Here is a 19,795-nt window from a genome sequence, read left to right as displayed (position 1 = left end):
TTCAAGATTCAACGGACGGCCACTGCACGCACCGGGTTTTCTGCCTGCTTCGCAACCGGATCATTGACCATACCCACGAGCGCCTGTCCTATTTCGTTCGTGCGGACTGCTGTAACTGAAAGCAGCGTATCGCTTAGACCGTGAGTTGATTCGCAGGCCCCCTGAAGGAAGATGGCAGGCCGAAAATTCGGCGTACTTTTCAGCCGGTAGTTGCGGTCTACGCTGAAGTCATCCATGTAGGGTGAAAGGGGTTTCAGCAAGGATTTGTGATAATCCCGTCCGTAGCCGGTTGCAAGCACGACCGCATCGTAGACCGCGCTGTATTCCCGCCCCGCATTCAAATCGCGCAGAAACAATTGAATGCCGCCTTCCGGCAAGGTATTGACGCTTGCGACTTCATGACGCCGCAGGAAGCGGTGGCGGGTATTGCCGGTCACTCTCTGCTGGTAGAACACATTAAAGATCTGTTCGATCAAAACCAGATCAGGTGCAGCGTAATTGGTATGCCAGAACTCCTCCAGAAGAGAAACCCGGTCGTGCTCCGAGCGGCTGAAAACGAAGTCGGTGAAATCGGCATTGAAGATTTCGTTTACAAAGGGACTGTCGTCCGACGGTTTGATTGCGCGGGCGCGCATGATCAGGTCAATCTGCGGAGCATCAGAGCGGTTGTGCAGATCCATGAAAATTTCCGACGCGCTTTGACCTGCACCTACGACCGCTATTTTTTTTGCTTCCTTATGCCGCTCGATCTCGCGGAGATAACTGTTCGAATGAAATATGCGCTTGTCGCCTTTCAGCGATTGGAAGCATTCGGGTATGCTGGGAACACCCCCGACGCTGACAATGAGATTGCGGGTCAGCCGTTCCCGCACAGTTCCAGTGGAATCTCGCGAACGCACGCGCAGCAGCATCACTTCATCATTACGCTTCTCCGGCAGTACTTCCAGAACTTCTTCCCCGTAAGCACACCGATCGTCGAAATGGGATGCGGCCCAGGCGAGGTAATCGTTGAATTCGTGGCGACTGGGGAAAAAGGTCTTGAGGTTGATAAAGTCCTGCAGCCGCTGTTTTTGATGGAGATAGTTGATGAATGTAAAGTGACTGGAGGGATTCCGCAGCGTGGCCAGATCCTTCAGGAAGGAAATCTGCATATGCGCATTGTCCAGCATCATGTTTGGATGCCAGGCGAAACCCGGCTGTTTCTCGATAAAAAACGCGTCTATGTCGTATCCTTCCTGTTTCTTTTCCTCCAAGGTAATAGCAAGCGCAATGTTGGAGGGGCCAAAGCCGATACCGATCAGATCATGTATTTGCATAGCGATATCCTCAGGATAAAGAAGATGTGGAACAGGATGTTGCGATGACATCGCGTGGAACCCACAGCCGTTCTGCAAAGAAGCGTTCCCGCAACAACATGCCGAGCATGGCGCGTTTGTGGGGGAAATCGAATTCCTTGAGATTCGCATAACCGCACCTCACGAGATTGCGAATCATTTTGTAATTATCCGTGCGAGGTTCTATGACGACGCGCTGCGTCCTGCAATCGTCGAGAAACAGGTAATGGGAGATCGATGGCAGCCAGGCTGTGACGAAGGGCTTGCCGCGAAAACGGATTTCACCGATCAGCACGTGCCAGCCTCGATCGAAGTCATCCACATCATAGAAGGGGGCAATACGGTCTTCTTTTGCCCAATAAACTTCAAAATAACCGAAAGCCTCGTCATCGAGACTCGCGATGAGCCCTGTAACATGAGGGTCCGCAGAAATGGCTTGTAGATAAGCCTGGTGTTTTGCCAGATCGCCTTCTTCCCGCCAGGATGCCGCTACTACGGGGTCGTTCATCCAGCGGTTGAAGCGTTCCAAGTCCCGGTGAAAGTCCACCGTACGGAATGACAGCGTACGGCCGAGCCAGTCGATATGGCGCTGGTATACGGTGCCGGCCGGTTTGGGAGGCCGCAGCGGATGACGGCGTCCCTCGCTCAGCACATAAGTCACGGGGAAGGCATGGGGCTGAGGCGGCACCAGCCACATTCTCGGCTGTTGCCAGAAAAGCTCGATATTCACAGTGGCCTGACCGCTCCTGTCGCGAAGGAGAAGACCTGATCGAAGCAGTTCTTCAGCCTGGTCGAAAGGAGCCAGGAGATCCAGTTTATCTGCTACAGGAAAACTGACGAACGCAGCTTCAATTGCCGCCAATACTTCCACGAGCTTTGGTTTTTCAGCATCGGACCCTATCCATTCCAGAGTCAGTCCATCACTCTGCTGGTCCAGCTGCCACCGCGAATTTTCGACACCATTCGCGGGTTGTAAAAGCAAGGTGTTGCCGTCGAGCGTGGCCGAATATGCAGTCCGATCGGGACGACAATTAATCGACGTCGCACGAGGGGAGAGATGCTGGCCCTGCTCGTGTAAATGTCCCATCTCGTTTTCCGGATAAGTATTGTAAGAACGGCGCTATCGGGCTATCGCTGTCGCTGTTATTCGTGTTCGCTGTATTTCGCGTTGTTATTCTGGTTAAAGACGAATGAGAAACATTATTTTTTACAATTGCAGCCGGATTGATTGCTCATTGTGAGAGCTATAACCTTGGGAGAAGTACGAGGGAAAATTCTGTTCTGGAGAAAATGGGGGATTAGAAGGGTCTATGCGGATAATTGCCTATGCGGATAACGGCAAACACTCCCGCTGCAATTGTCTTTCCAGGTCATGCAAGAGGAAATTGCCCTAAGGAGCGAAATTGCTCCAAGGAGTGAAATGCCCGGAACCTGCTTTGGGGATTAACAGGAGATGACGTGAACCGAGAGGTGATATGAATCGTTCAAGCGTAAATAATTGTAATTCTCATTCGTCTTCCCTCATATCCATTTCCTTACGGGGCAGCCATGCTCAAGTATCTCATCAACCAATCCAGGGTATTATTGGCAGGCGCTTCATTGGTCACAGTATTCCATGGTGCTTGCAGCGTGTTTCTCGTCGCACAGATCAATTCTGCGCTCACCGCGACCGAGAGCGAACGGGGAACCATGGCGCTCATTTTTATTGCCACTGCCGTTGCCGTGATGCTGAGTTATGTAAGCGCAGCGATTCTTTTCGAGCGCCTGGGACAACGGGCGCACGCGGAACTGCGCAGCTTTGTCGCCAGAAAGGTGCTAGCCGCCGATTACCGTAATCTTGAAACGGTGGGGACTGCCCGCATCCAATCGGCCCTTGCCGAGCATTGCACGCACGTTGCCGAATTCTTTGTGAGCTTTCCCGTCATCCTGATGAATGCCGTCATCGTCGCCGGATGTCTGCTTTATATGGCGTGGCTTTCATGGCAGGTATTCCTGCTCGCTATCCTTGTGGTTGGCCTAGGGTCCGTGGGATATCATCTTGCGCACCTGCGCGCAATACGCCATTTGAATATTGCCTCCGAAGAGCAGGACAAATTGTTTTCCTATTTTCGGTCCCTGACCGACGGGGCCAAGGAGCTTCGTCTCAATAACCGGAAGCGGAAGGCATTTTATGAGGATGTGCTGTCAGACTCGATCGAAACCGTGCGCCGCGAAAGGACTTTTGGAATGTCCGTCTTCGTCGCATCCGGTGGATGGGCCCAGTTCCTGCTCTATGGGTTTATCGGGATGGTATTATTCGCATTGGTGAGTGATGGTCCTGACCGGGCTCTGGTCATGACGGGCTACGCCCTGGTGTTCGTTTACATGGTGGGACCGCTCGAAGCGCTTCTGTTGAATATTCCCCGCGCCAATCTGGCCAAGGTTTCTGCGGAGCGGATCGAGGAAATAACGCGGGCGATGACCACATTGGAAATCGAGACCGATAATTCTTCTCTCTCAGGCTTGGAATTCATCGCACTCCAGGGCGTGTTGCACCGGTATTATCATGAACAGAGCGATGAATTGTTCACGCTCGGCCCCATCGACCTGGATTTCCGTCCCGGAGAGATTACTTTTCTAGTGGGGGGCAACGGGAGCGGCAAGACTACTTTGGCCAAGTTGCTGGTTGGACTCTATCCGCCGGAGGAAGGGCAGATAGTTTTCAATGGAAAAGTGGTCGATGAGACAAACCGGGATCGCTACAGGCAGCTTTTTTCGACGGTTTTTTCGGATTTCCATCTTTTCGACCGCTTGCTGGAAACGGGCAGAGTTGATCTGGATGACGAAGGCAATCGGCTTTTAGCCAAACTGCACCTGCAAAACAAGGTTAAAGTCCAGAACGGGGCTTTCACGACGCTTGCCCTTTCGCAAGGACAGCGCAAGCGTCTCGCTTTGGTGGTTGCCTATCTGGAAAATCGCCCGTTTTTTATATTCGACGAATGGGCAGCGGATCAGGACCCGGTCTTCAAGGAGGTCTTTTACCGCGAGCTCCTTCCGGAATTGCGCGCCATGGGCAAGGCTGTATTGGTGATATCGCACGATGACCGTTACTTTCATCTTGCCGACCGGTTGATACGCATGGAGAGCGGATGCCTGACGTTCAATGGTCGTCCATCACTGAAAGATGCCGCGCACGCGATCGCGGCCCCGCCGCTGGTACTTGACGGTATGACATGAAGCAATGAAACGAATGATCACGGTGCCGGGCGTAACCGGAGCACAAGATACCCGGCGCGCGGAGAGACTTTCGATCGGGCGCAATTTTCTTGTACTGGCGCATCGCTGGGCGGGTCTTTTATTGGCCGCATTTCTTTTCGTATCCGGCCTTACCGGCGCTGTCATCTCCTGGGATCATGAGCTGGATGAGTGGCTTAATCCCCAATTATACGAAGCAAGGAATGCTGGTGGCATCTCGCAGCCTCCGCTGCTGCTGGCCGATCGACTGGAAGCAGCGGACCCCCGGTTGCTGGTGACCTGGGTTCCACTCTCCGTCGAGCCGGGACATAACCTTGGCCTGGCAGTGAAGCCGCGCCTCGACCGGGCAACAGGCACAGCCTTCGATCTGGATTTCAACCAGATAGCCCTCGACCCAGTTGATGGAGAAGTGCGCGGCAAGCGTATGTGGGGCGAGATCTCCCTCAGTCGCGAGAATCTGCTGCCGTTTCTGTACAAGCTGCATTACAGCATGCATATTCCGGACGGGTTCGGAATCGAGTTGGGCATATTGTTCATGGGCACTCTTGCGATCATCTGGGCACTCGATTGCTTCATTGCTCTGTGGATTTCATTTCCCAAGGCGAGTGCATGGACCAAATCCTTTGCATTCCGCTGGCGGCAAGGAGGAGCAAGGCTGAACTTCGATCTGCATCGATCCGGTGGAGTGTGGGTATGGGGATTCCTGCTGATCCTGGCTGTGACTGCCGTGTCGATGAATCTCAACCAGCAGGTCATGCGGCCGCTGGTGTCGCTTTTTTCGATGCTATCGCCCAGTCCCTTCACACGTACTCCCAATCCTCCCGACCAGCCTGTCGAGCCGATGGTGGATCGCCACACCATCCTGCAGGGTGCAATAACCGAAGCGGAAAAGCGCGGATGGCATACGCCTCCCGGTGGCATATTTTATGATCCCGAAGTGGGGGTTTATGGTGTGATCTTCTTTGAGCCGGGGAACGACCATGGGGATGTGGGACTGGGAAATCCCTCGCTTTTCTTCGATGGCAAGGATGGAACACCCGCCGGAGCAAATGTGCCGGGTGAGGGCAGTGCGGGCGATATTTTCATGCAGGCGCAGTTTCCGCTGCATTCCGGACGTATCGTCGGTCTTCCCGGACGTATTTTCGTATCCGTCATGGGCCTGCTGGTGGCGATGCTGTCAGTTACGGGAGTGATCATCTGGCAGAAGAAGCGGTGGGCGCGAAAGAAAATGCTGATGAAGGGAGTGGGAGACGTATAGCTGTATTGCCCTGATTTTCGTCATGTCTACACCTTTCTCATTTTTTCCGAAAAACCTGCCCTTGACCATCATCGGTGTGGAATCATTTTTCTGCCCAGTAACGATAGGGCCACTCTGCGGCCAGTCGCAAGTACGGGATAAACCAGTGCAGCGGCGTTTCTGTTGCAGAACAGGAATTTGTTCAACCTACCAAAAAATCCCCTGTCAGCACCGAGTATGGAAAGAAGATGCATTGCATTGGCCCCGTGGTAATAATGCCTCTGCCATATCACGGCCATGCCTTCATTGATTTCCATGCCTTGGGCTCGCAACTCCCGGAGCAGATCAGGCCTTGTCCGGGCGTCGATGAGTTCTATCTCGCCTATATTCTTCCGTAGAGCGTAAAGTTTCACAAACGCCGCACAAAAAGGGCATTCTCCGTCATAAATGACGGAGAGGCGATCTGGATCATTCGCAGTCGCTGTCATGCCCAGCCCATCCAGCCGCGGACTGACGAATTGGCTAGCATGACAGCCGGATAAGCCGCGAGAAAAGGCCAGACAAACGCATTCAATCCCATGAAGTAGGCATTGGAAAAATGAAAAAGAGCGAAGCAGCAAAGACTTGCAATCGCCACGCCGGGTGGCGCCAATAGAACGAGTGGAAACAGCATTTCCGTCCCGATAGTCAGCCAGCATACGAACTTGCAGAAGCCGGGTCGGTCTGCGGCAAAACCCGCGGCAAAGGAGTGTCCGTATGTTCGGGTTTTCATCACACCGGGCAATGCTTTTCCGTCTCGCCAGACGGGCGAAACAACCTTGGCGGCGCCGGCAACAAAATAAGCGAGGACCGCTTGACCGCTGATTGCAAGAACACCAGAGGCCGTCACGTTCATGTCATCCAGCACAAGGCCGGCTGAAATGATGGCAACACCTGCAGCAATGACCATTCCCATCTGATCCGATCCATCGCCGCCGAACCAGGTGCGGCGTGACATGTAGAAGCATGAAAGCAGAATGAGCAGGCTGCACGGCAAATCTGCATGATTGGGATAGGGGATCAGCAGCAGAAGTCCCGCGACAATACGGCCTACCAGGACAGCAATTACAGCGGATTCCGCATGTACACGATGGCGGATGGACGCCGGGATCACAAGGCGTGGCCGCAGGCGCAGAATATTCCATGTGAGCAAACCATCAGAGCGGAATAGGTGAAGGTTGGCAAACCATTCCGCTGCGGAAAGCAGGGCCCATGCAGCCAAAAGAGTCTTGGTGATGACGAGGCATAAGGCGATGTCCGCCATGCCCTCAGTTACCATCGGCTATGAAAACTGGAAAGGAATGAACATTCCAGGTTCCGCTCGAGATGCCCTGTAGCTTCGATAATCGCGATTTGAAACTCGGCAGCGTCCGGCTCAGGCTGCACAGCATGGGCTGCGTAATGCAAAAGAAGGAGATAGGGAACGGTGAAAGGAAGTCCGGAGGGTCCCACATCATCGCGTTTCAATAACAGCTTTATTGCCTGGATGGCATCAGTCAGTATCTTCGATGCGCGCTTCTGCGGATTCCACAAGTACGCGAATTTCGGGCGCAACGGATAGACAGGCACGCTTTTCCAGTCTGTCAGCCGTCCATCCCGGCAACGGTCCCTTATAACCAGGTGATAATCCCTGACTCCAGGGTTAGGTGCAAAGAATGTCCAGCGTGGAATGATATGAAGTCCGTTAAACCGGTTGATAACGGACTGGAAGCGCGAGTGTTGCGCCAATAATGTGATTACCAGCCAAAGAGTCACTATCGAATAAAGCAGGATAGAGACTAATGACATGGGGAGCTTATATCAGCTCAGCGCGTTCTCGCGAAGTTTCACGAGTGCGTCCAGCGACAGGCCCTCGCCTCCTGATAAACCCGCATTGTCACCCGCTACAGCGGTGCCGGCATTACCAATGGGTATCACGATCTGCTCATATTTGTCGGATGTATCGGATGTCATTCTTCTTGCTTCTATAACGGCATCCAGTCCCGCAAGTTCCGCCTCGGCAAGTTCTGTCATCATTCCTCCCCAGTCAAAAAAAATATTTCCAAATTTAAAGTTGGATCAGCGCAAGCAGAGTTTTATCTGGAAATCTGATTAAGTGTAGTACAACTTATGCGCCACGTGCGCTACTGTGAGCTTTGCTGCTGATAAAGGAATGAAAGGGGGTCGCAACGGAGGACGCCTGTTAATGGACCCGCAGGGAAATCAATCGAATGTATCCGGTTCCGCAGATTTTGCCAGATCCTGATTTTCGTCCATCGGTTCCTGCTCCAGAAATTCCATGATCGCGTAGGTCAGTTCCTTGCAGCCATCCCCCGTCATGGCTGAGATGGCAAAGTTTTTGTCTTTCCAGCCAAGGCTACGGATGAATTTCCTGCATATTTTTTCGCGCTCATTTTCCGGCAGCAGATCGACCTTGTTGAGCACCAGCCAGCGCGGCTTGCAATAGAGCACTTGGTCATACTTCCTCAGTTCTTCGAGAATAGCCCTGGCCTCATGCACTGGATCAACCGCTTCATCGAGCGGCGCAATATCGACGATATGCAACAACAGGCGGGTACGCGCAAGATGCTTCAGGAAGCGGTGTCCAAGTCCCGCGCCTTCCGCTGCGCCTTCGATCAGTCCTGGAATATCAGCCATTACGAAACTGCGGCTCTGATCCACACGCACCACGCCCAGAGCAGGGTGCATGGTGGTGAAAGGGTAATCAGCTACTTTTGGGCGTGCTGCTGAAACTGCCCGAATCAGGGTCGACTTGCCCGCGTTTGGCATGCCGAGCAGTCCCACGTCCGCAAGAACCTTGAGCTCCAGCTTGAGGTTGGCTTCCTCTCCTGGTTCACCCAGCGTGAATTGCCGGGGGGTGCGGTTTGTGCTGGATTTGAAGTGCAGATTGCCTAATCCCCCCGTGCCGCCTTTCGCCAGCAGGATTTTTTGATCATGCTGGGCCAGATCGGCCACCAACTCTCCGGTGACCTCGTTGGTGACAACGGTGCCAACGGGCATGCGCAATACAATATCCTCGGCGCTTTTTCCGTAGCGATCAGAGCCTTGCCCATTTTCCCCGTTTTTTGCGCGGTGGATGCGAGCAAACCGGTAATCCACCAAGGTATTGATGTTGCGGTCAGCCACCGCAAAAATGCTGCCCCCGCGTCCGCCATCACCGCCGGACGGACCGCCTTTCGGAATGTATTTTTCCCGGCGGAAGGCTGCGACGCCGTCGCCGCCTTTTCCAGCGATTACATGGATAATTGCTTCGTCAATGTATTTCATGGATCATTTACTCGGATGCAAACAAAAAAGCCCTATCGGACTGATAGGGCTTTTCCTGAAAGGTAAATAAAATAAATCAAACCGGGATAATGCTCACTGTCTTGCGCTGCGGCAACCCTTTGACCGTGAAGTTTACCTTGCCGTCCACCTTGGCGAACAGTGTATGATCCTTGCCCATTCCGACGTTCTCACCCGGATGAACCCTTGTACCCCGCTGGCGGATGATGATGCTGCCAGCCGGAATCAGTTCGCCGCCAAAGCGCTTCACACCAAGGCGCTTGGAATTGGAGTCCCGCCCGTTACGGGAACTGCCACCTGCTTTTTTATGTGCCATGCCAGACTCTCCTTATACCGAAATATCGGTAATCTGAATTTCGGTGTAGTTCTGCCGGTGCCCCTGCTGTTTCCGATAGTGTTTGCGCCGGCGCATCTTGAAAATGCGGATTTTGTCATGCCTGCCCTGTTCCAGTACGGTTGCTTTGACAGAAGCGCCGCTCAGCAAGGGTTTTCCCAGCGAAATATTGTCGCCATCAGCAACCATCAATACCTGGTCGATCAGAAGTTCGCTTCCGATTTCTGCTGGTACCTGTTCTATTTTGAGCTTTAACCCGTTTTCAACCCGGTACTGCTTCCCGCCGGTTTTTATGACTGCGTACATGATGGAATCCTGTTTATTGCGCCCGCCAGGGAGCCATGAAAAGAAGTAGACGCGGATTATACAGAGTCACCCACTCAAGGTAAAGGTCTGTTGTGGATGAGTTTTATGAGGCAATCCGAGTTTTGCCCGTTTTCGGGCTTGACACGTTGGCAGCGACATTTCTACCATGGCAGCTTTTTTGCAGGAACCTCCGTGTCAATTGAACGTATCAGAAGCCTGATTGCCCAGGATATGGGCAGGGTGGATACCGTAATTCGTGAAAAACTCCATTCGGAGGTCGTGCTCATCCGGCAGGTAAGCGAATATATCATCAACAGCGGCGGGAAGCGTCTACGGCCCGCCTTGGTAATCCTGTCCGCAGGCGCGTTCGGTTATACCGGACAATACCATTACAATCTTGCCGCCATCGTGGAATTCATCCATACGGCAACCCTCCTGCATGACGACGTCGTGGATGCTTCCGATCTGAGGCGAAGCAAGGCGACTGCAAATGCTCTGTTCGGAAATGCCGCCAGTGTATTGGTCGGGGATTTTCTGTATTCCCGGGCGTTTCAGATGATGGTCGAAGTGGACAATATGCGTGTCATGCGGGTGTTGGCCGATGCGACCAACACGATTGCCGAAGGCGAAGTGTTGCAACTGCTCAATGTTCGCGATCCGGACGTAGATGAGGAAAATTACCTGCGCGTGATCCGCTATAAGACAGCAAAGCTGTTCGAAGCCGCAACGCGGCTCGGCGCGATCCTCGGTAATGCCACGCCGGCGGAGGAAGAGGCGATGGCCGTGTATGGCATGCATCTCGGCACCGCGTTCCAACTCACCGATGACATGCTGGATTATTCCGGGGACTATCAAGAGACCGGCAAGAATCTGGGTGACGACCTGGCAGAAGGCAAGCCCACCCTGCCGTTGATCTATGCCATGAAAACAGGATCGAGCGCCCAGGCAGAGATCATACGCAGCGCCATCGAGCAGGGAGGCGAGGGAGGTTTTCAGCCCGTGCTGGAAGTTATCCAGCAGACCGGAGCATTGGATTATGCCAGACAACGGGCGCAAGCCGAATCCGAAACGGCATCCAATATGATTTCCTCACTGCCGGATTCAGACTACAAGCAATCCCTGCTGGATCTGAGCACCTTTGCGGTGGCGAGAAATTATTAATAGTTTTACCTGGACCTAATTCGCCTGCTTGGCAGGGGCGCGGTGGCGCAGTCACCGCGCTAATTTGGATTGCTCCGAAACCCCTTCCTGCGTACAATTGCAGCCCACGTGCCTGACATGAATTGTTCCAGGCATCGCAAGTATCAAAATCGGTTTTTCGGGGTGTAGCTCAGCCTGGTAGAGTACTGCGTTCGGGACGCAGGAGTCGGAGGTTCGAATCCTCTCACCCCGACCATTCGGTTTGTTCACATTGGCGTTTTCGACTGCTTTTATCTGGAAACGCTGTCATATGCGGAATATCTGCGTCATTCATTCCTGACTTATGCAAGCGGGTCAGATTTGGTCCTCTCCCCACGTCTGCAAGTGCAGAGAGAACCAAGGAGAGAAGAAACAGGTTAACCGAACCATTTATTCCCCTTGACACGGTTGCTCTCCCACGAGTGGGAGAGGGGCCAGGGGAGAGGGCGGCCTTGGCGGATTTTTATCTCCTCTCAAGCTTGCGCCCCAATGCATAAGCGGTAGAATGCCGTACATGTCATTTAACTGCTTGCCGCCGGTTTCGATACCGCAACGGAGATTCCAGCTTGGGTAGAATCCTGTTCTTCGCCCTTATTGCCCTTCTTTTTTTCTGGGTAATAAGGAGCTACCGCCGCGCTCTCAAAAAACGTGAGGAGATGCATAAACAGCCTCAATCTCTCGAGGGTGAGGATATGGTCCGATGTATTTACTGCGGTGTCCATTTGCCCAGAAGCGAGAGTATTGATTCGGAAGGCAATTTTTTTTGCAGTGATGAGCATCGGCGACTGCACCTGCAATCTGAATCGTGAACCCGACGGTGCAAACGGGTTACAGCCGGCAAAATGAGGCAGCCAGCAGCGGCCGACAGGATGACTGCCTCATGCAGATCGACGCAACGGGATGTGCGAGCGGCATCCGCTTCATCGCTTCGCCCAATTTTGACGAACGTCCTGCCGGGTGTGCAATCAGTCTGCTGGTGATTCACAACATAAGCCTTCCCCCCGATGAGTTTGGTGGGGACGGCGTAGTCGATTTATTCACCAACAGACTTGATCCGGAAGCCCATCCCTACTACCGCGCCATTCACGGACTCAGGGTTTCCAGCCACTTTTATATCCGCCGGACAGGGGAAATCATTCAATTCGTCCCGTGCGAAAAACGCGCCTGGCACGCGGGGGAGTCTTGCTGGCAGGGCAGGGACCGGTGCAACGATTTTTCTATCGGTATCGAACTCGAGGGCAGCGATTCGCACCCTTTTACCGATTCTCAATACGGAGCGCTGGTCGAACTCACGCTGGAGCTGCAAAAAGCGTATTCCATCGAGCACATCGCGGGGCATTCCGATATTGCGCCAGGTCGCAAGACCGACCCAGGCCCCTGTTTCGACTGGGAGCGTTATCGCGCAGCGCTCACTGCCCCGCGTTAAGCCTTATTTCGAGGCTTGCGCAGTCTCTCGGCTAAGCATCAGAGAGAAGAACTCATCCTGTCATCTGGATGAGGCGCGCGCCTTTTCCTTGGACGAGGCAGAACTATTCCCGCGCGAATTCACGCCATCCGAAAAAATTCCCTGGCTCCGCAAATAGTCCTCGTAGTTGCCCTTGAAATCGACGACTCCCTCCGGCTTCATTTCAACGATGCGTGTTGCGAGAGACGACACAAATTCGCGGTCATGGGAAACGAAAATCAGTGTGCCTGTATATTTTTCCAAGGCTGCATTAAGCGATTCGATGGATTCCATGTCGAGATGGTTGGTGGGTTCGTCCATCAGCAATACATTGTTTCTTTGCAGCATCAGCTTGCCAAACAGCATACGCCCTTCCTCTCCGCCGGAAATGACGTTCACCGATTTTCTGACTTCATCGCCCGAAAACAGCAATCTGCCAAGCACACTCCGTACCGCCTGATCGTCATCGTGCTCACCACGCCACTGCATCATCCATTCGGTAAGCGATACATCGTTGTCGAAGTCCGCGGCATGATCCTGCGCAAAATACCCAGGACGCGCTTTCTCCGCCCATTTGACTTCTCCCGCATCAGGCGACAGATCACCGGCAAGGCAACGCAGCAAGGTCGTCTTGCCAATGCCGTTCGGACCGATAATCGCAATTTTTTCGCCCGCTTCCACATTCATGCTGAATTTTTGGAACAGCGGTTTTTGCATTCCGGCAAAACCTTTGGTGATGCTTTGCACCGATACCGCCAGGCGGTGCAGCTTCTCGCGCTCGTCCATGTCCAGGCGGATGTATGGATATTGTCGGCTTGAAGGTTTCACATCCTCCAGCTTTATTTTTTCGATCTGGCGGGCACGGCTGGTCGCTTGGCGTGCTTTGGAGGCGTTGGCGGAAAATCGGCTCACGAACGACTGCAATTCAGCAATCTGGGCTTTTTTCTTCGCGTTGTCGGCCAGCATGCGCTCTCGCACCTGGGTAGAGGCGAGCATGTAGTCATCGTAATTTCCCGGATAGATGCGGATTTCACCATAATCCAGGTCAGCCATATGGGTACATACGCTGTTCAGGAAATGCCGGTCATGCGAAATGATGACAATCGTGCTCCTGCTGGTGTTGATGACATCTTCAAGCCAGCGGATGGTATTGATATCGAGATTATTGGTGGGCTCGTCCAGGAGCAGGATATCCGGATCGGCAAACAACGCCTGGGCAAGCAGTATGCGCAGTTTGAAGCCGGGCGCCACAGCGCTCATCAGCCCCTGATGTTGCGGCAGCGGTATGCCCACCCCGAGTAGCAGTTCTCCCGCACGCGCTTCGGCGGAATAGCCATCCAGTTCAGCGAACCTCGCTTCCAGTTCCGCGGCGCGCATGTAGTCATCTTCCGTCGCATCGGGATCGGCATAAATTGCGTCGCGTTCTTCCTTTACGCGCCACAGTTCTTCATGCCCCATCATCACCGTATCGATTACGAGACAATTTTCGAAAGCGAACTGGTCCTGGCGCAATTTTCCCACGCGCTCACCAGCATCTACACTGACATTGCCGGAAGTAGGCTCCAGATCGCTCCCCAGGATTTTCATGAAGGTCGATTTCCCACACCCGTTGGCGCCGATCAATCCATAGCGATTGCCATCGCCGAACTTGACCGAGACATTCTCGAAAAGGGGTTTTGCCCCAAACTGCATGGTGATATTGGCTGTTGTAATCAACGTCTTTTCCTCTCTCTGTCCCCGGGAAGGGGCTGGAAAAAACTCTCCATTATACGTTTCCTACAGCAGAAACGGAATATGATCCTCATGGAGGGGCAAACAGGGAACCCGTAAACAGGGCTCGCAGACATCCCGGCTTATTGAGAGATTCCTCGGTTTTCACCTGATCCTGTATCATTACCGTTTCGGCTTAAATCGGTGTTTTATGAAGATTACATTTCTGGATTTCGAGCAGCCGATTGCTGAGCTTGAAGCGAAAATAGAAGAGTTGCGTTTTGCCCAGGACGACTCAGCGGTCGATATTTCAGCCGAGATCCTGCGCCTGCAAAAGAAAAGCCAATCCCTCACCAACAGCATATACGGGAAGCTCACGCCCTGGCAGATTTCACAAGTCGCGCGCCATCCACAGCGCCCCTATACGCTCGATTACATTCAGAATCTTTTCACGGATTTCGAAGAACTCCACGGCGACCGTGGCTTTGCGGATGACTATGCCATAATAGGCGGGTTGGCGCGTTTTAACGGCCAGACAGTCATGGTGATCGGCCACCAGAAGGGGCGTGACACCAAGGAAAAAATTCATCGCAATTTTGGCATGCCCAAGCCCGAGGGATATCGCAAGGCGCTGCGCCTGATGCGCCTGGCAGAAAAATTCGCCATCCCGCTGTTCACATTCATTGATACGCCCGGCGCATATCCCGGCATTGGGGCGGAAGAACGCGGCCAGTCAGAAGCGATTGGACACAACCTGTATGTAATGGCGGAGTTGAAAGTGCCCGTGATCTGCACCGTTATCGGGGAGGGCGGATCTGGCGGCGCACTGGCGGTGGCAGTGGGCGACGCAATCCAGATGCTGCAATATGCAACCTATTCCGTTATTTCTCCCGAAGGCTGTGCCTCCATCCTTTGGAAAAGCGCTGACAAGGCACCTGAAGCTGCCGAGATCATGGGGATCACGGCGCATCGCCTCAAAAGCCTGGAGCTGATAGACATGATCATCAGCGAGCCCTCCGGAGGTGCGCATCGTGATCATCCCGCAACCATGCAAGCCGTAAGGAAAGCCTTGCAGGACTCGCTCAAGCTCCTGCAGGACTATTCCATCGAAACGTTGCTGGAGAAACGCTTTGAGCGGCTGATGGGATATGGCAAGTTCAAGGAAGTCAAAGTCAGATAATATCTCACGCAGGGCGCAGCATGTATTGCGTACGCAGGTCCAAACCGGCGATCATCTGACCGTTGCATTGAGCGGGGGAGTGGATTCGGCAGTGTTGCTGCACCTGCTAGTCCCGCTTGCCTCGCAAATGCAGCTCCCGCTCTCCGCCGTTCATGTCAACCACGGCATCAGCCCCAATGCAGACAAATGGAGTGAATTCTGCCGAAATCTGTGCCAGTCCCGAAACATCCCCCTTGAAATTGCCAGAGTAAAAGTCATGCGCGAGCCAGGAATCAGTCTGGAAGCTGCGGCGCGTGAAGAACGCTATCGCATCTTTCGAAATCTCCAAACCGATTATGTGGTGCTGGCCCAGCATCTGGACGACCAGGCAGAAACGCTGCTGCTGCAATTGCTGCGTGGTGCAGGGGTAAAGGGTCTGAGCGCGATGCCGGTTGTGAGAACCGTGCGAAAAGAAATGGACGAGCAAGTCTCGACAGACCCCGTCCCTGCACTTGAGCGCCGCCCGAAGCTGCTTCGGCCTCTGCTCGATGTTTCGCGGCGGGAAATCGAAGACTATGCGAGAGAGCATGCTTTGCAGTGGATTACCGATGAAAGTAACGACGAGGTATCTTTTGATCGGAATTTTCTGCGCCACGCACTTTTTCCGCTCCTGGAGACGCGCTTCCCCGCTTATCGTACGACTTTCCTGCGCGCCAGCCGCCATATGGCAGAGGCATCGGTTTTACTGGATGAATTGGCTGAAGTCGATAGCGCGCAATGTGCAGTGCCCGGAAAGCTCCATGTCGAAGACTTACGGAAACTGGGTTTTCCGCGTGCCCGGAACCTGCTGCGCTACACGCTGGCACAGCATGGCGTCATACTGCCCAGTACGGTAAAGCTCGAAGAAATTCTGCGGCAACTGCTCTCCTCGTGCCCCGATACAAAACTGCATGTCATTTTCGGGAATACAGAAATCCGGTGCTTCAGAAGTCGGGTACATATACGAAAAGTCCAAGCGATTCCCGAGACTCGCTGGCATTTGGTCTGGCAGGGAGAAGAATGCCTTCCCACTCCTGAATTTAGTGGAACCCTCCGGTTTACACGTTGTATAGGCGCAGGGATTGGTTTGCAAAAGATCAACGAGCAGTCCATAACGATCCGTCTGCGCCAGGGCGGGGAACGCCTGCGTCCAGACTGCAATCGTCCGCGCCGCAGCCTTAAAAACCTCCTACGGGAAGCATCGCTTCCACCCTGGCAACGGCAAAGGCTACCGTTGATATTCAGCGGAGAGCAGCTGGTCTGCGTGCCGGGAATTGGCGTAGACTGCGACTTTCAGGCAGCGGGCGACGAACAGGGGCTCGTGGTGGAGTGGCAGGCAAATCCAGGCTCTCCATGGGGAGGACGCGAGATTCCTCATTCAGCCTGATGAAAGAGTTTCCACAAATTCGTCATTCCGGGCTTGACCCGGAATCTATTTCGTTGACTCACCCATTCTGCCTGAAGCTCCTCCGGGGTTCATTGCTGCTGTTTCTTCCTCCGGCACTGGCTACCTATCGGATACACTGATTTCCCTGTCAGAACGCTCCTTACCACAATTCAAACACCAGCACTTCCGCCTTTTGACCCTGATCGAGAACCAGACGGTCTTCATTGGTAAGCATGGCGGCATCTCCCGCTTCAAGCGGATGGCCATTCAGTGATACATGGCCGCGCGCAATGTGGACGTAAACATCATCACCTGAGCCAATACTGTGTTCAATTCGCTCGCCCCCATTCACCAGTCCAGCGAACATCTTTGCATCGGTCTGTATTTTTACAGAACCATTGGCGCCATCCGGCGAGGCAACCAGGCGTAGCTTCCCGCGCTTTTCCGCTTCATCAAAGTATTTCTCCTCATAGCCGGGCGGAATATCGGTCTTGTTGGGCAGGAACCAGATTTGCAGGAAATGAACTTTTTCGCTCTGCGAAGCGTTGAATTCGCTGTGCCGCACGCCAGTTCCTGCACTCATGCGCTGCACGCTGCCGGGGCGGATCACTGAACCGCCCCCGGTACTGTCTTTATGTGCCAGCGCGCCTTCCAGCACATAGCTGACAATCTCCATATCGCGGTGCCCATGCGTGCCAAAACCCTGCCCCGGCTGGACAGTGTCATCATTGATCACCCGCAATGAACGAAACTGCGTGTGCTCAGGATCGTAATAGTCCGCGAAAGAAAAGCTGTGCCAGGAATTCAGCCAGCCGTGGTCGGCATGGCCCCGCTCATGAGCGCGGCGTAGTTGGATCATTTAAATGCTCCTTTCAGTGAGGCGGAAAAAGGGGTTATTAAGTTCGGCGATTTGCGGCAGCTTCCTCTTTATGCTTGAGTCATGCCCCCCGTCGCCGCGGTACTGTCGGTTGACGCTATCGGCGCGCCGCCGATGAAATGCGAAACTTGCGGTGCTTCCCTACCTGTATGAAAGCGGTTGACGTTTTCCTGCACACGCTGGTCCTCGCGGGTAACGCGTGCATGCTGGCGTAAATGATCCAGCCAGGAGGCCTGCTGGAAGAATTCGATATAACGCCCCGGCTTCTCGAGGTCCTCAAAGACTCCCCAGGCAAACGCCCCATCGCGCCGGCGCGATGCCCCCAGGGAGCGGATTGCTTCTAGGAAGGCTCGCCGCTGATCCAGCGCAATCTCATATTCGACAGTGACCAGCACGGGTCCCCGGCGCAGGTCAGGTTCTTCCATTGCTGGAGGATGTGGTCGCCAATGGTATGAAGGGGCAAGATCCGGGGCCTCTCGGGAGCCCAGGCTGAAATTGCGAACAGCCAGCGCTGCCACCATAGTCGCGGCCGAGGATAGCAGGAGCGCGGTGGGAACGGTAGTGCTGGCAGCAACCCAGCCCCAAAACAGGCTTCCCAATGCCAGGCCTGCAGAGAAAACCATGATATAGAGAGACAGTGCGCGTCCCCGAACCCATGCAGGAACAGCGGTCTGTGCGGTAACCTGCAGCGACCAGAGCACGCCAACCCATGCTGCGCCGGAAAGCGTCATGACGGCGTAAAGCATCTCTTCGCTCTGCAGCGTTGCCAGCGCCATGATCGTTGCCGCATAAATCAGGCTTGCCACTAGTACTAGGCGATCGCGGGAGACAAGCTCATGTAGCCGGGGCAGAACAAGGAGACTGCAAACCGCCCCAATACCGACGAAGGAGAGCAAGAGCCCATAAGTCCCGGGCCCCCCGCCCAATTCGACTCGTGCAATCAGCGGAAGCAATGCCCATCCCGAGGCTGCGAAGAGAATAAAAGCCGTCGTGCGAATCAGCACCGCACGGAAAGGCGACGCTATATGTGCATAGCGTACGCCGGCGCGCAACGCCTGAAAGAAGCGTTCAGGCGGCAATGATCGTTCTTCCGGTTCACGTTTCCACCGCCACAGCACGGCAATCATGCCTATAAATGAGAGTGCATTCAGGCTATAAGCGGCCCATGCGCCGATCTGGGCCAGCAACACGCCGGCAATGGCAGGTCCGAGGGAACGCGACAGATTCATTGACAACGAACTCAATGCGACCGCTTCCGGCAGCATATTCCGGGGAACGAGCTCGGGGGCAGTGACGTTCAGCGCAGGGGTCGCCAGTGAGGCGCCAATGCCGAGAGCGAAGGTCAGAATCAACAGGTTCCAGATATCGATCTGATCGGTAGCAGCAAGCACGGCGAGCATTGTCGCGGCAAGCGCCATCCATATTTGCGTGAAGAGCAGGTAACGTCGCCGGTCTACGATATCGGTCAGCGCACCCGCGGCCAGCGCGAACAGTACCATGGGTAACGAAGTGGCCGCCTGCACCAGAGACACCATCACCGGTGAAGGAGAGAGATCAGTCATTACCCAGGCTGAGGAAACTCCGTTTATCCAGGTGCCGATGTTGGATGCGAGTGCGGCGAACCAGAAAGCACGAAACAGCGGTACCTTGAGCGGGCCGTATATGCCCGCATGCGAATTGCCCGAGACAGCCTCACCCGCATTTTTGTTCATCATGAAATCCGGTTTTTAGGGGAGGCGCTTTTTAGAGGAAGCTCGCGTCAGTTACCGGATTGTATCGGCTTCTCGCAGCTTGAAGATTAGCGCGGGCGGCAGGGCTGCGCACTCTTCCGGCCTGCCCTGACTCCTCCCGAAGGAAGAACTCTCATCGTATAGTTTTTGTATTTTATATATAGTCATATTGTTCTTAAATCAAGTTGTATTCCAGGCGCATTTTTTGAGATCACGGGCGGTAACGGATTACGGTTTCTCGCACCCTGAAATGGGTATCCTGGTTCAATCATCAGCAGTTGCTTGAATCCATCGATGACAAGCAACCCGCCGAGGCCAAAGAAAGGTGCTATCAACAACTCGCGGCAAAGGCTGCCGAATCTGTTTTACTTTAACCAGACAGCCTTCTCAAAACCCCGGAGGAAGAATGGAACAACGTGATATAGACATATCTTTTCCAGAAAATGGAAAACAGGCAACAGCCGGATAATTGCTGAGCAGGCAGGTCGCTTGAAGATGACA

Annotated in this window: 19 protein-coding genes and 1 tRNA gene; 8 read left to right on the top strand and 12 right to left on the bottom strand. The window is 54.0% G+C overall.

Going from position 1 to position 19,795, the window contains the following annotated elements; genetic code table 11:
- Positions 1–8 precede the first annotated feature (8 nt).
- Both AC52W5_RS06415 and AC52W5_RS06410 read right to left on the bottom strand, forming a co-directional pair.
- Complete coding sequence (locus AC52W5_RS06415; protein WP_074972819.1) at positions 9–1,316, bottom strand: lysine N(6)-hydroxylase/L-ornithine N(5)-oxygenase family protein; 1,308 nt, start codon at positions 1,314–1,316, stop codon at positions 9–11.
- A 10-nt stretch (positions 1,317–1,326) separates the two neighbouring features.
- The gene (locus AC52W5_RS06410) at positions 1,327–2,421 is read right to left on the bottom strand and encodes a GNAT family N-acetyltransferase (RefSeq protein ID WP_495670394.1); all 1,095 of its coding nucleotides are present in this window, start codon (positions 2,419–2,421) and stop codon (positions 1,327–1,329) included.
- Between the two features lie 461 nt (positions 2,422–2,882).
- Here AC52W5_RS06410 and AC52W5_RS06405 point away from each other — a divergent pair, with 461 nt between their 5' ends.
- Complete coding sequence (locus AC52W5_RS06405) at positions 2,883–4,550, top strand: cyclic peptide export ABC transporter (RefSeq protein WP_495670393.1); 1,668 nt, start codon at positions 2,883–2,885, stop codon at positions 4,548–4,550.
- A 4-nt stretch (positions 4,551–4,554) separates the two neighbouring features.
- Positions 4,555–5,826 (top strand): PepSY-associated TM helix domain-containing protein, encoded by a 1,272-nt coding sequence (locus AC52W5_RS06400; protein ID WP_495670392.1) that lies wholly within the window; start codon positions 4,555–4,557, stop codon positions 5,824–5,826.
- A gap of 68 nt (positions 5,827–5,894) precedes the next feature.
- Here AC52W5_RS06400 and AC52W5_RS06395 read toward each other — a convergent pair whose 3' ends face one another.
- From AC52W5_RS06395 to rplU, 7 genes are all read right to left on the bottom strand, one after another.
- A complete protein-coding gene (locus AC52W5_RS06395) occupies positions 5,895–6,293 on the bottom strand; it encodes a DCC1-like thiol-disulfide oxidoreductase family protein (RefSeq protein WP_495670391.1) in 399 nt (132 codons plus the stop codon).
- On the bottom strand, positions 6,290–7,108 hold the full coding sequence (locus AC52W5_RS06390) for an HTTM domain-containing protein (protein WP_495670390.1): 819 nt from the start codon (positions 7,106–7,108) through the stop codon (positions 6,290–6,292). Before AC52W5_RS06390 ends, AC52W5_RS06395 begins: the two co-directional genes overlap by 4 nt.
- An 8-nt stretch (positions 7,109–7,116) precedes the next feature.
- Positions 7,117–7,632, bottom strand: coding sequence for a hypothetical protein (locus tag AC52W5_RS06385; protein WP_495670389.1), 516 nt, complete (start codon positions 7,630–7,632; stop codon positions 7,117–7,119).
- 12 nt (positions 7,633–7,644) lie between these two features.
- On the bottom strand, positions 7,645–7,860 hold the full coding sequence (locus tag AC52W5_RS06380) for a hypothetical protein (protein WP_133670000.1): 216 nt from the start codon (positions 7,858–7,860) through the stop codon (positions 7,645–7,647).
- Between the two features lie 186 nt (positions 7,861–8,046).
- Complete coding sequence (gene cgtA / locus AC52W5_RS06375; protein WP_495670388.1) at positions 8,047–9,111, bottom strand: Obg family GTPase CgtA; 1,065 nt, start codon at positions 9,109–9,111, stop codon at positions 8,047–8,049.
- Between the two features lie 76 nt (positions 9,112–9,187).
- Positions 9,188–9,445 (bottom strand): 50S ribosomal protein L27, encoded by a 258-nt coding sequence (gene rpmA / locus AC52W5_RS06370; protein WP_074972805.1) that lies wholly within the window; start codon positions 9,443–9,445, stop codon positions 9,188–9,190.
- Positions 9,446–9,457: 12 nt separating this feature from the next.
- Complete coding sequence (gene rplU / locus AC52W5_RS06365; protein ID WP_074972803.1) at positions 9,458–9,769, bottom strand: 50S ribosomal protein L21; 312 nt, start codon at positions 9,767–9,769, stop codon at positions 9,458–9,460.
- Positions 9,770–9,961: 192 nt separating this feature from the next.
- Between rplU and ispB the strand changes: the two genes are divergently transcribed.
- From ispB to ampD, 4 genes are all read left to right on the top strand, one after another.
- Positions 9,962–10,930 (top strand): octaprenyl diphosphate synthase, encoded by a 969-nt coding sequence (ispB, locus tag AC52W5_RS06360; protein ID WP_074972801.1) that lies wholly within the window; start codon positions 9,962–9,964, stop codon positions 10,928–10,930.
- Positions 10,931–11,088: 158 nt separating this feature from the next.
- Positions 11,089–11,165, top strand: a tRNA-Pro gene (locus tag AC52W5_RS06355).
- 349 nt (positions 11,166–11,514) lie between these two features.
- Positions 11,515–11,757: a PP0621 family protein gene (locus tag AC52W5_RS06350; RefSeq protein ID WP_074972799.1), complete on the top strand. Its 243-nt coding sequence runs from the start codon at positions 11,515–11,517 to the stop codon at positions 11,755–11,757.
- A 71-nt stretch (positions 11,758–11,828) separates the two neighbouring features.
- Positions 11,829–12,374, top strand: coding sequence for a 1,6-anhydro-N-acetylmuramyl-L-alanine amidase AmpD (ampD, locus tag AC52W5_RS06345; RefSeq protein WP_074973205.1), 546 nt, complete (start codon positions 11,829–11,831; stop codon positions 12,372–12,374).
- Between the two features lie 60 nt (positions 12,375–12,434).
- Here ampD and AC52W5_RS06340 read toward each other — a convergent pair whose 3' ends face one another.
- Positions 12,435–14,108: an ABC-F family ATPase gene (locus AC52W5_RS06340; RefSeq protein ID WP_074972797.1), complete on the bottom strand. Its 1,674-nt coding sequence runs from the start codon at positions 14,106–14,108 to the stop codon at positions 12,435–12,437.
- 205 nt (positions 14,109–14,313) lie between these two features.
- Here AC52W5_RS06340 and AC52W5_RS06335 point away from each other — a divergent pair, with 205 nt between their 5' ends.
- Together AC52W5_RS06335 and tilS are read left to right on the top strand one after the other, a co-directional pair.
- The gene (locus AC52W5_RS06335) at positions 14,314–15,282 is read left to right on the top strand and encodes an acetyl-CoA carboxylase carboxyltransferase subunit alpha (protein WP_495670387.1); all 969 of its coding nucleotides are present in this window, start codon (positions 14,314–14,316) and stop codon (positions 15,280–15,282) included.
- Entirely contained in the window at positions 15,251–16,687 is a 1,437-nt protein-coding gene (tilS, locus tag AC52W5_RS06330) for a tRNA lysidine(34) synthetase TilS (protein ID WP_495670386.1), read from the top strand. The genes AC52W5_RS06335 and tilS overlap by 32 nt, the downstream gene beginning before the upstream one ends.
- Positions 16,688–16,847: 160 nt before the next feature.
- Here tilS and AC52W5_RS06325 read toward each other — a convergent pair whose 3' ends face one another.
- Together AC52W5_RS06325 and AC52W5_RS06320 are read right to left on the bottom strand one after the other, a co-directional pair.
- Positions 16,848–17,546: a pirin family protein gene (locus AC52W5_RS06325; RefSeq protein WP_495670385.1), complete on the bottom strand. Its 699-nt coding sequence runs from the start codon at positions 17,544–17,546 to the stop codon at positions 16,848–16,850.
- A 68-nt stretch (positions 17,547–17,614) separates the two neighbouring features.
- Positions 17,615–19,279: an MFS transporter gene (locus AC52W5_RS06320; protein WP_495670384.1), complete on the bottom strand. Its 1,665-nt coding sequence runs from the start codon at positions 19,277–19,279 to the stop codon at positions 17,615–17,617.
- Positions 19,280–19,795: the final 516 nt, after the last annotated feature.

Source organism: Nitrosospira sp. CT (assembly GCF_059489795.1).
Note: the sequence above shows the minus strand (reverse complement) of the source record. Positions and strands in the feature narration are given on the sequence as shown.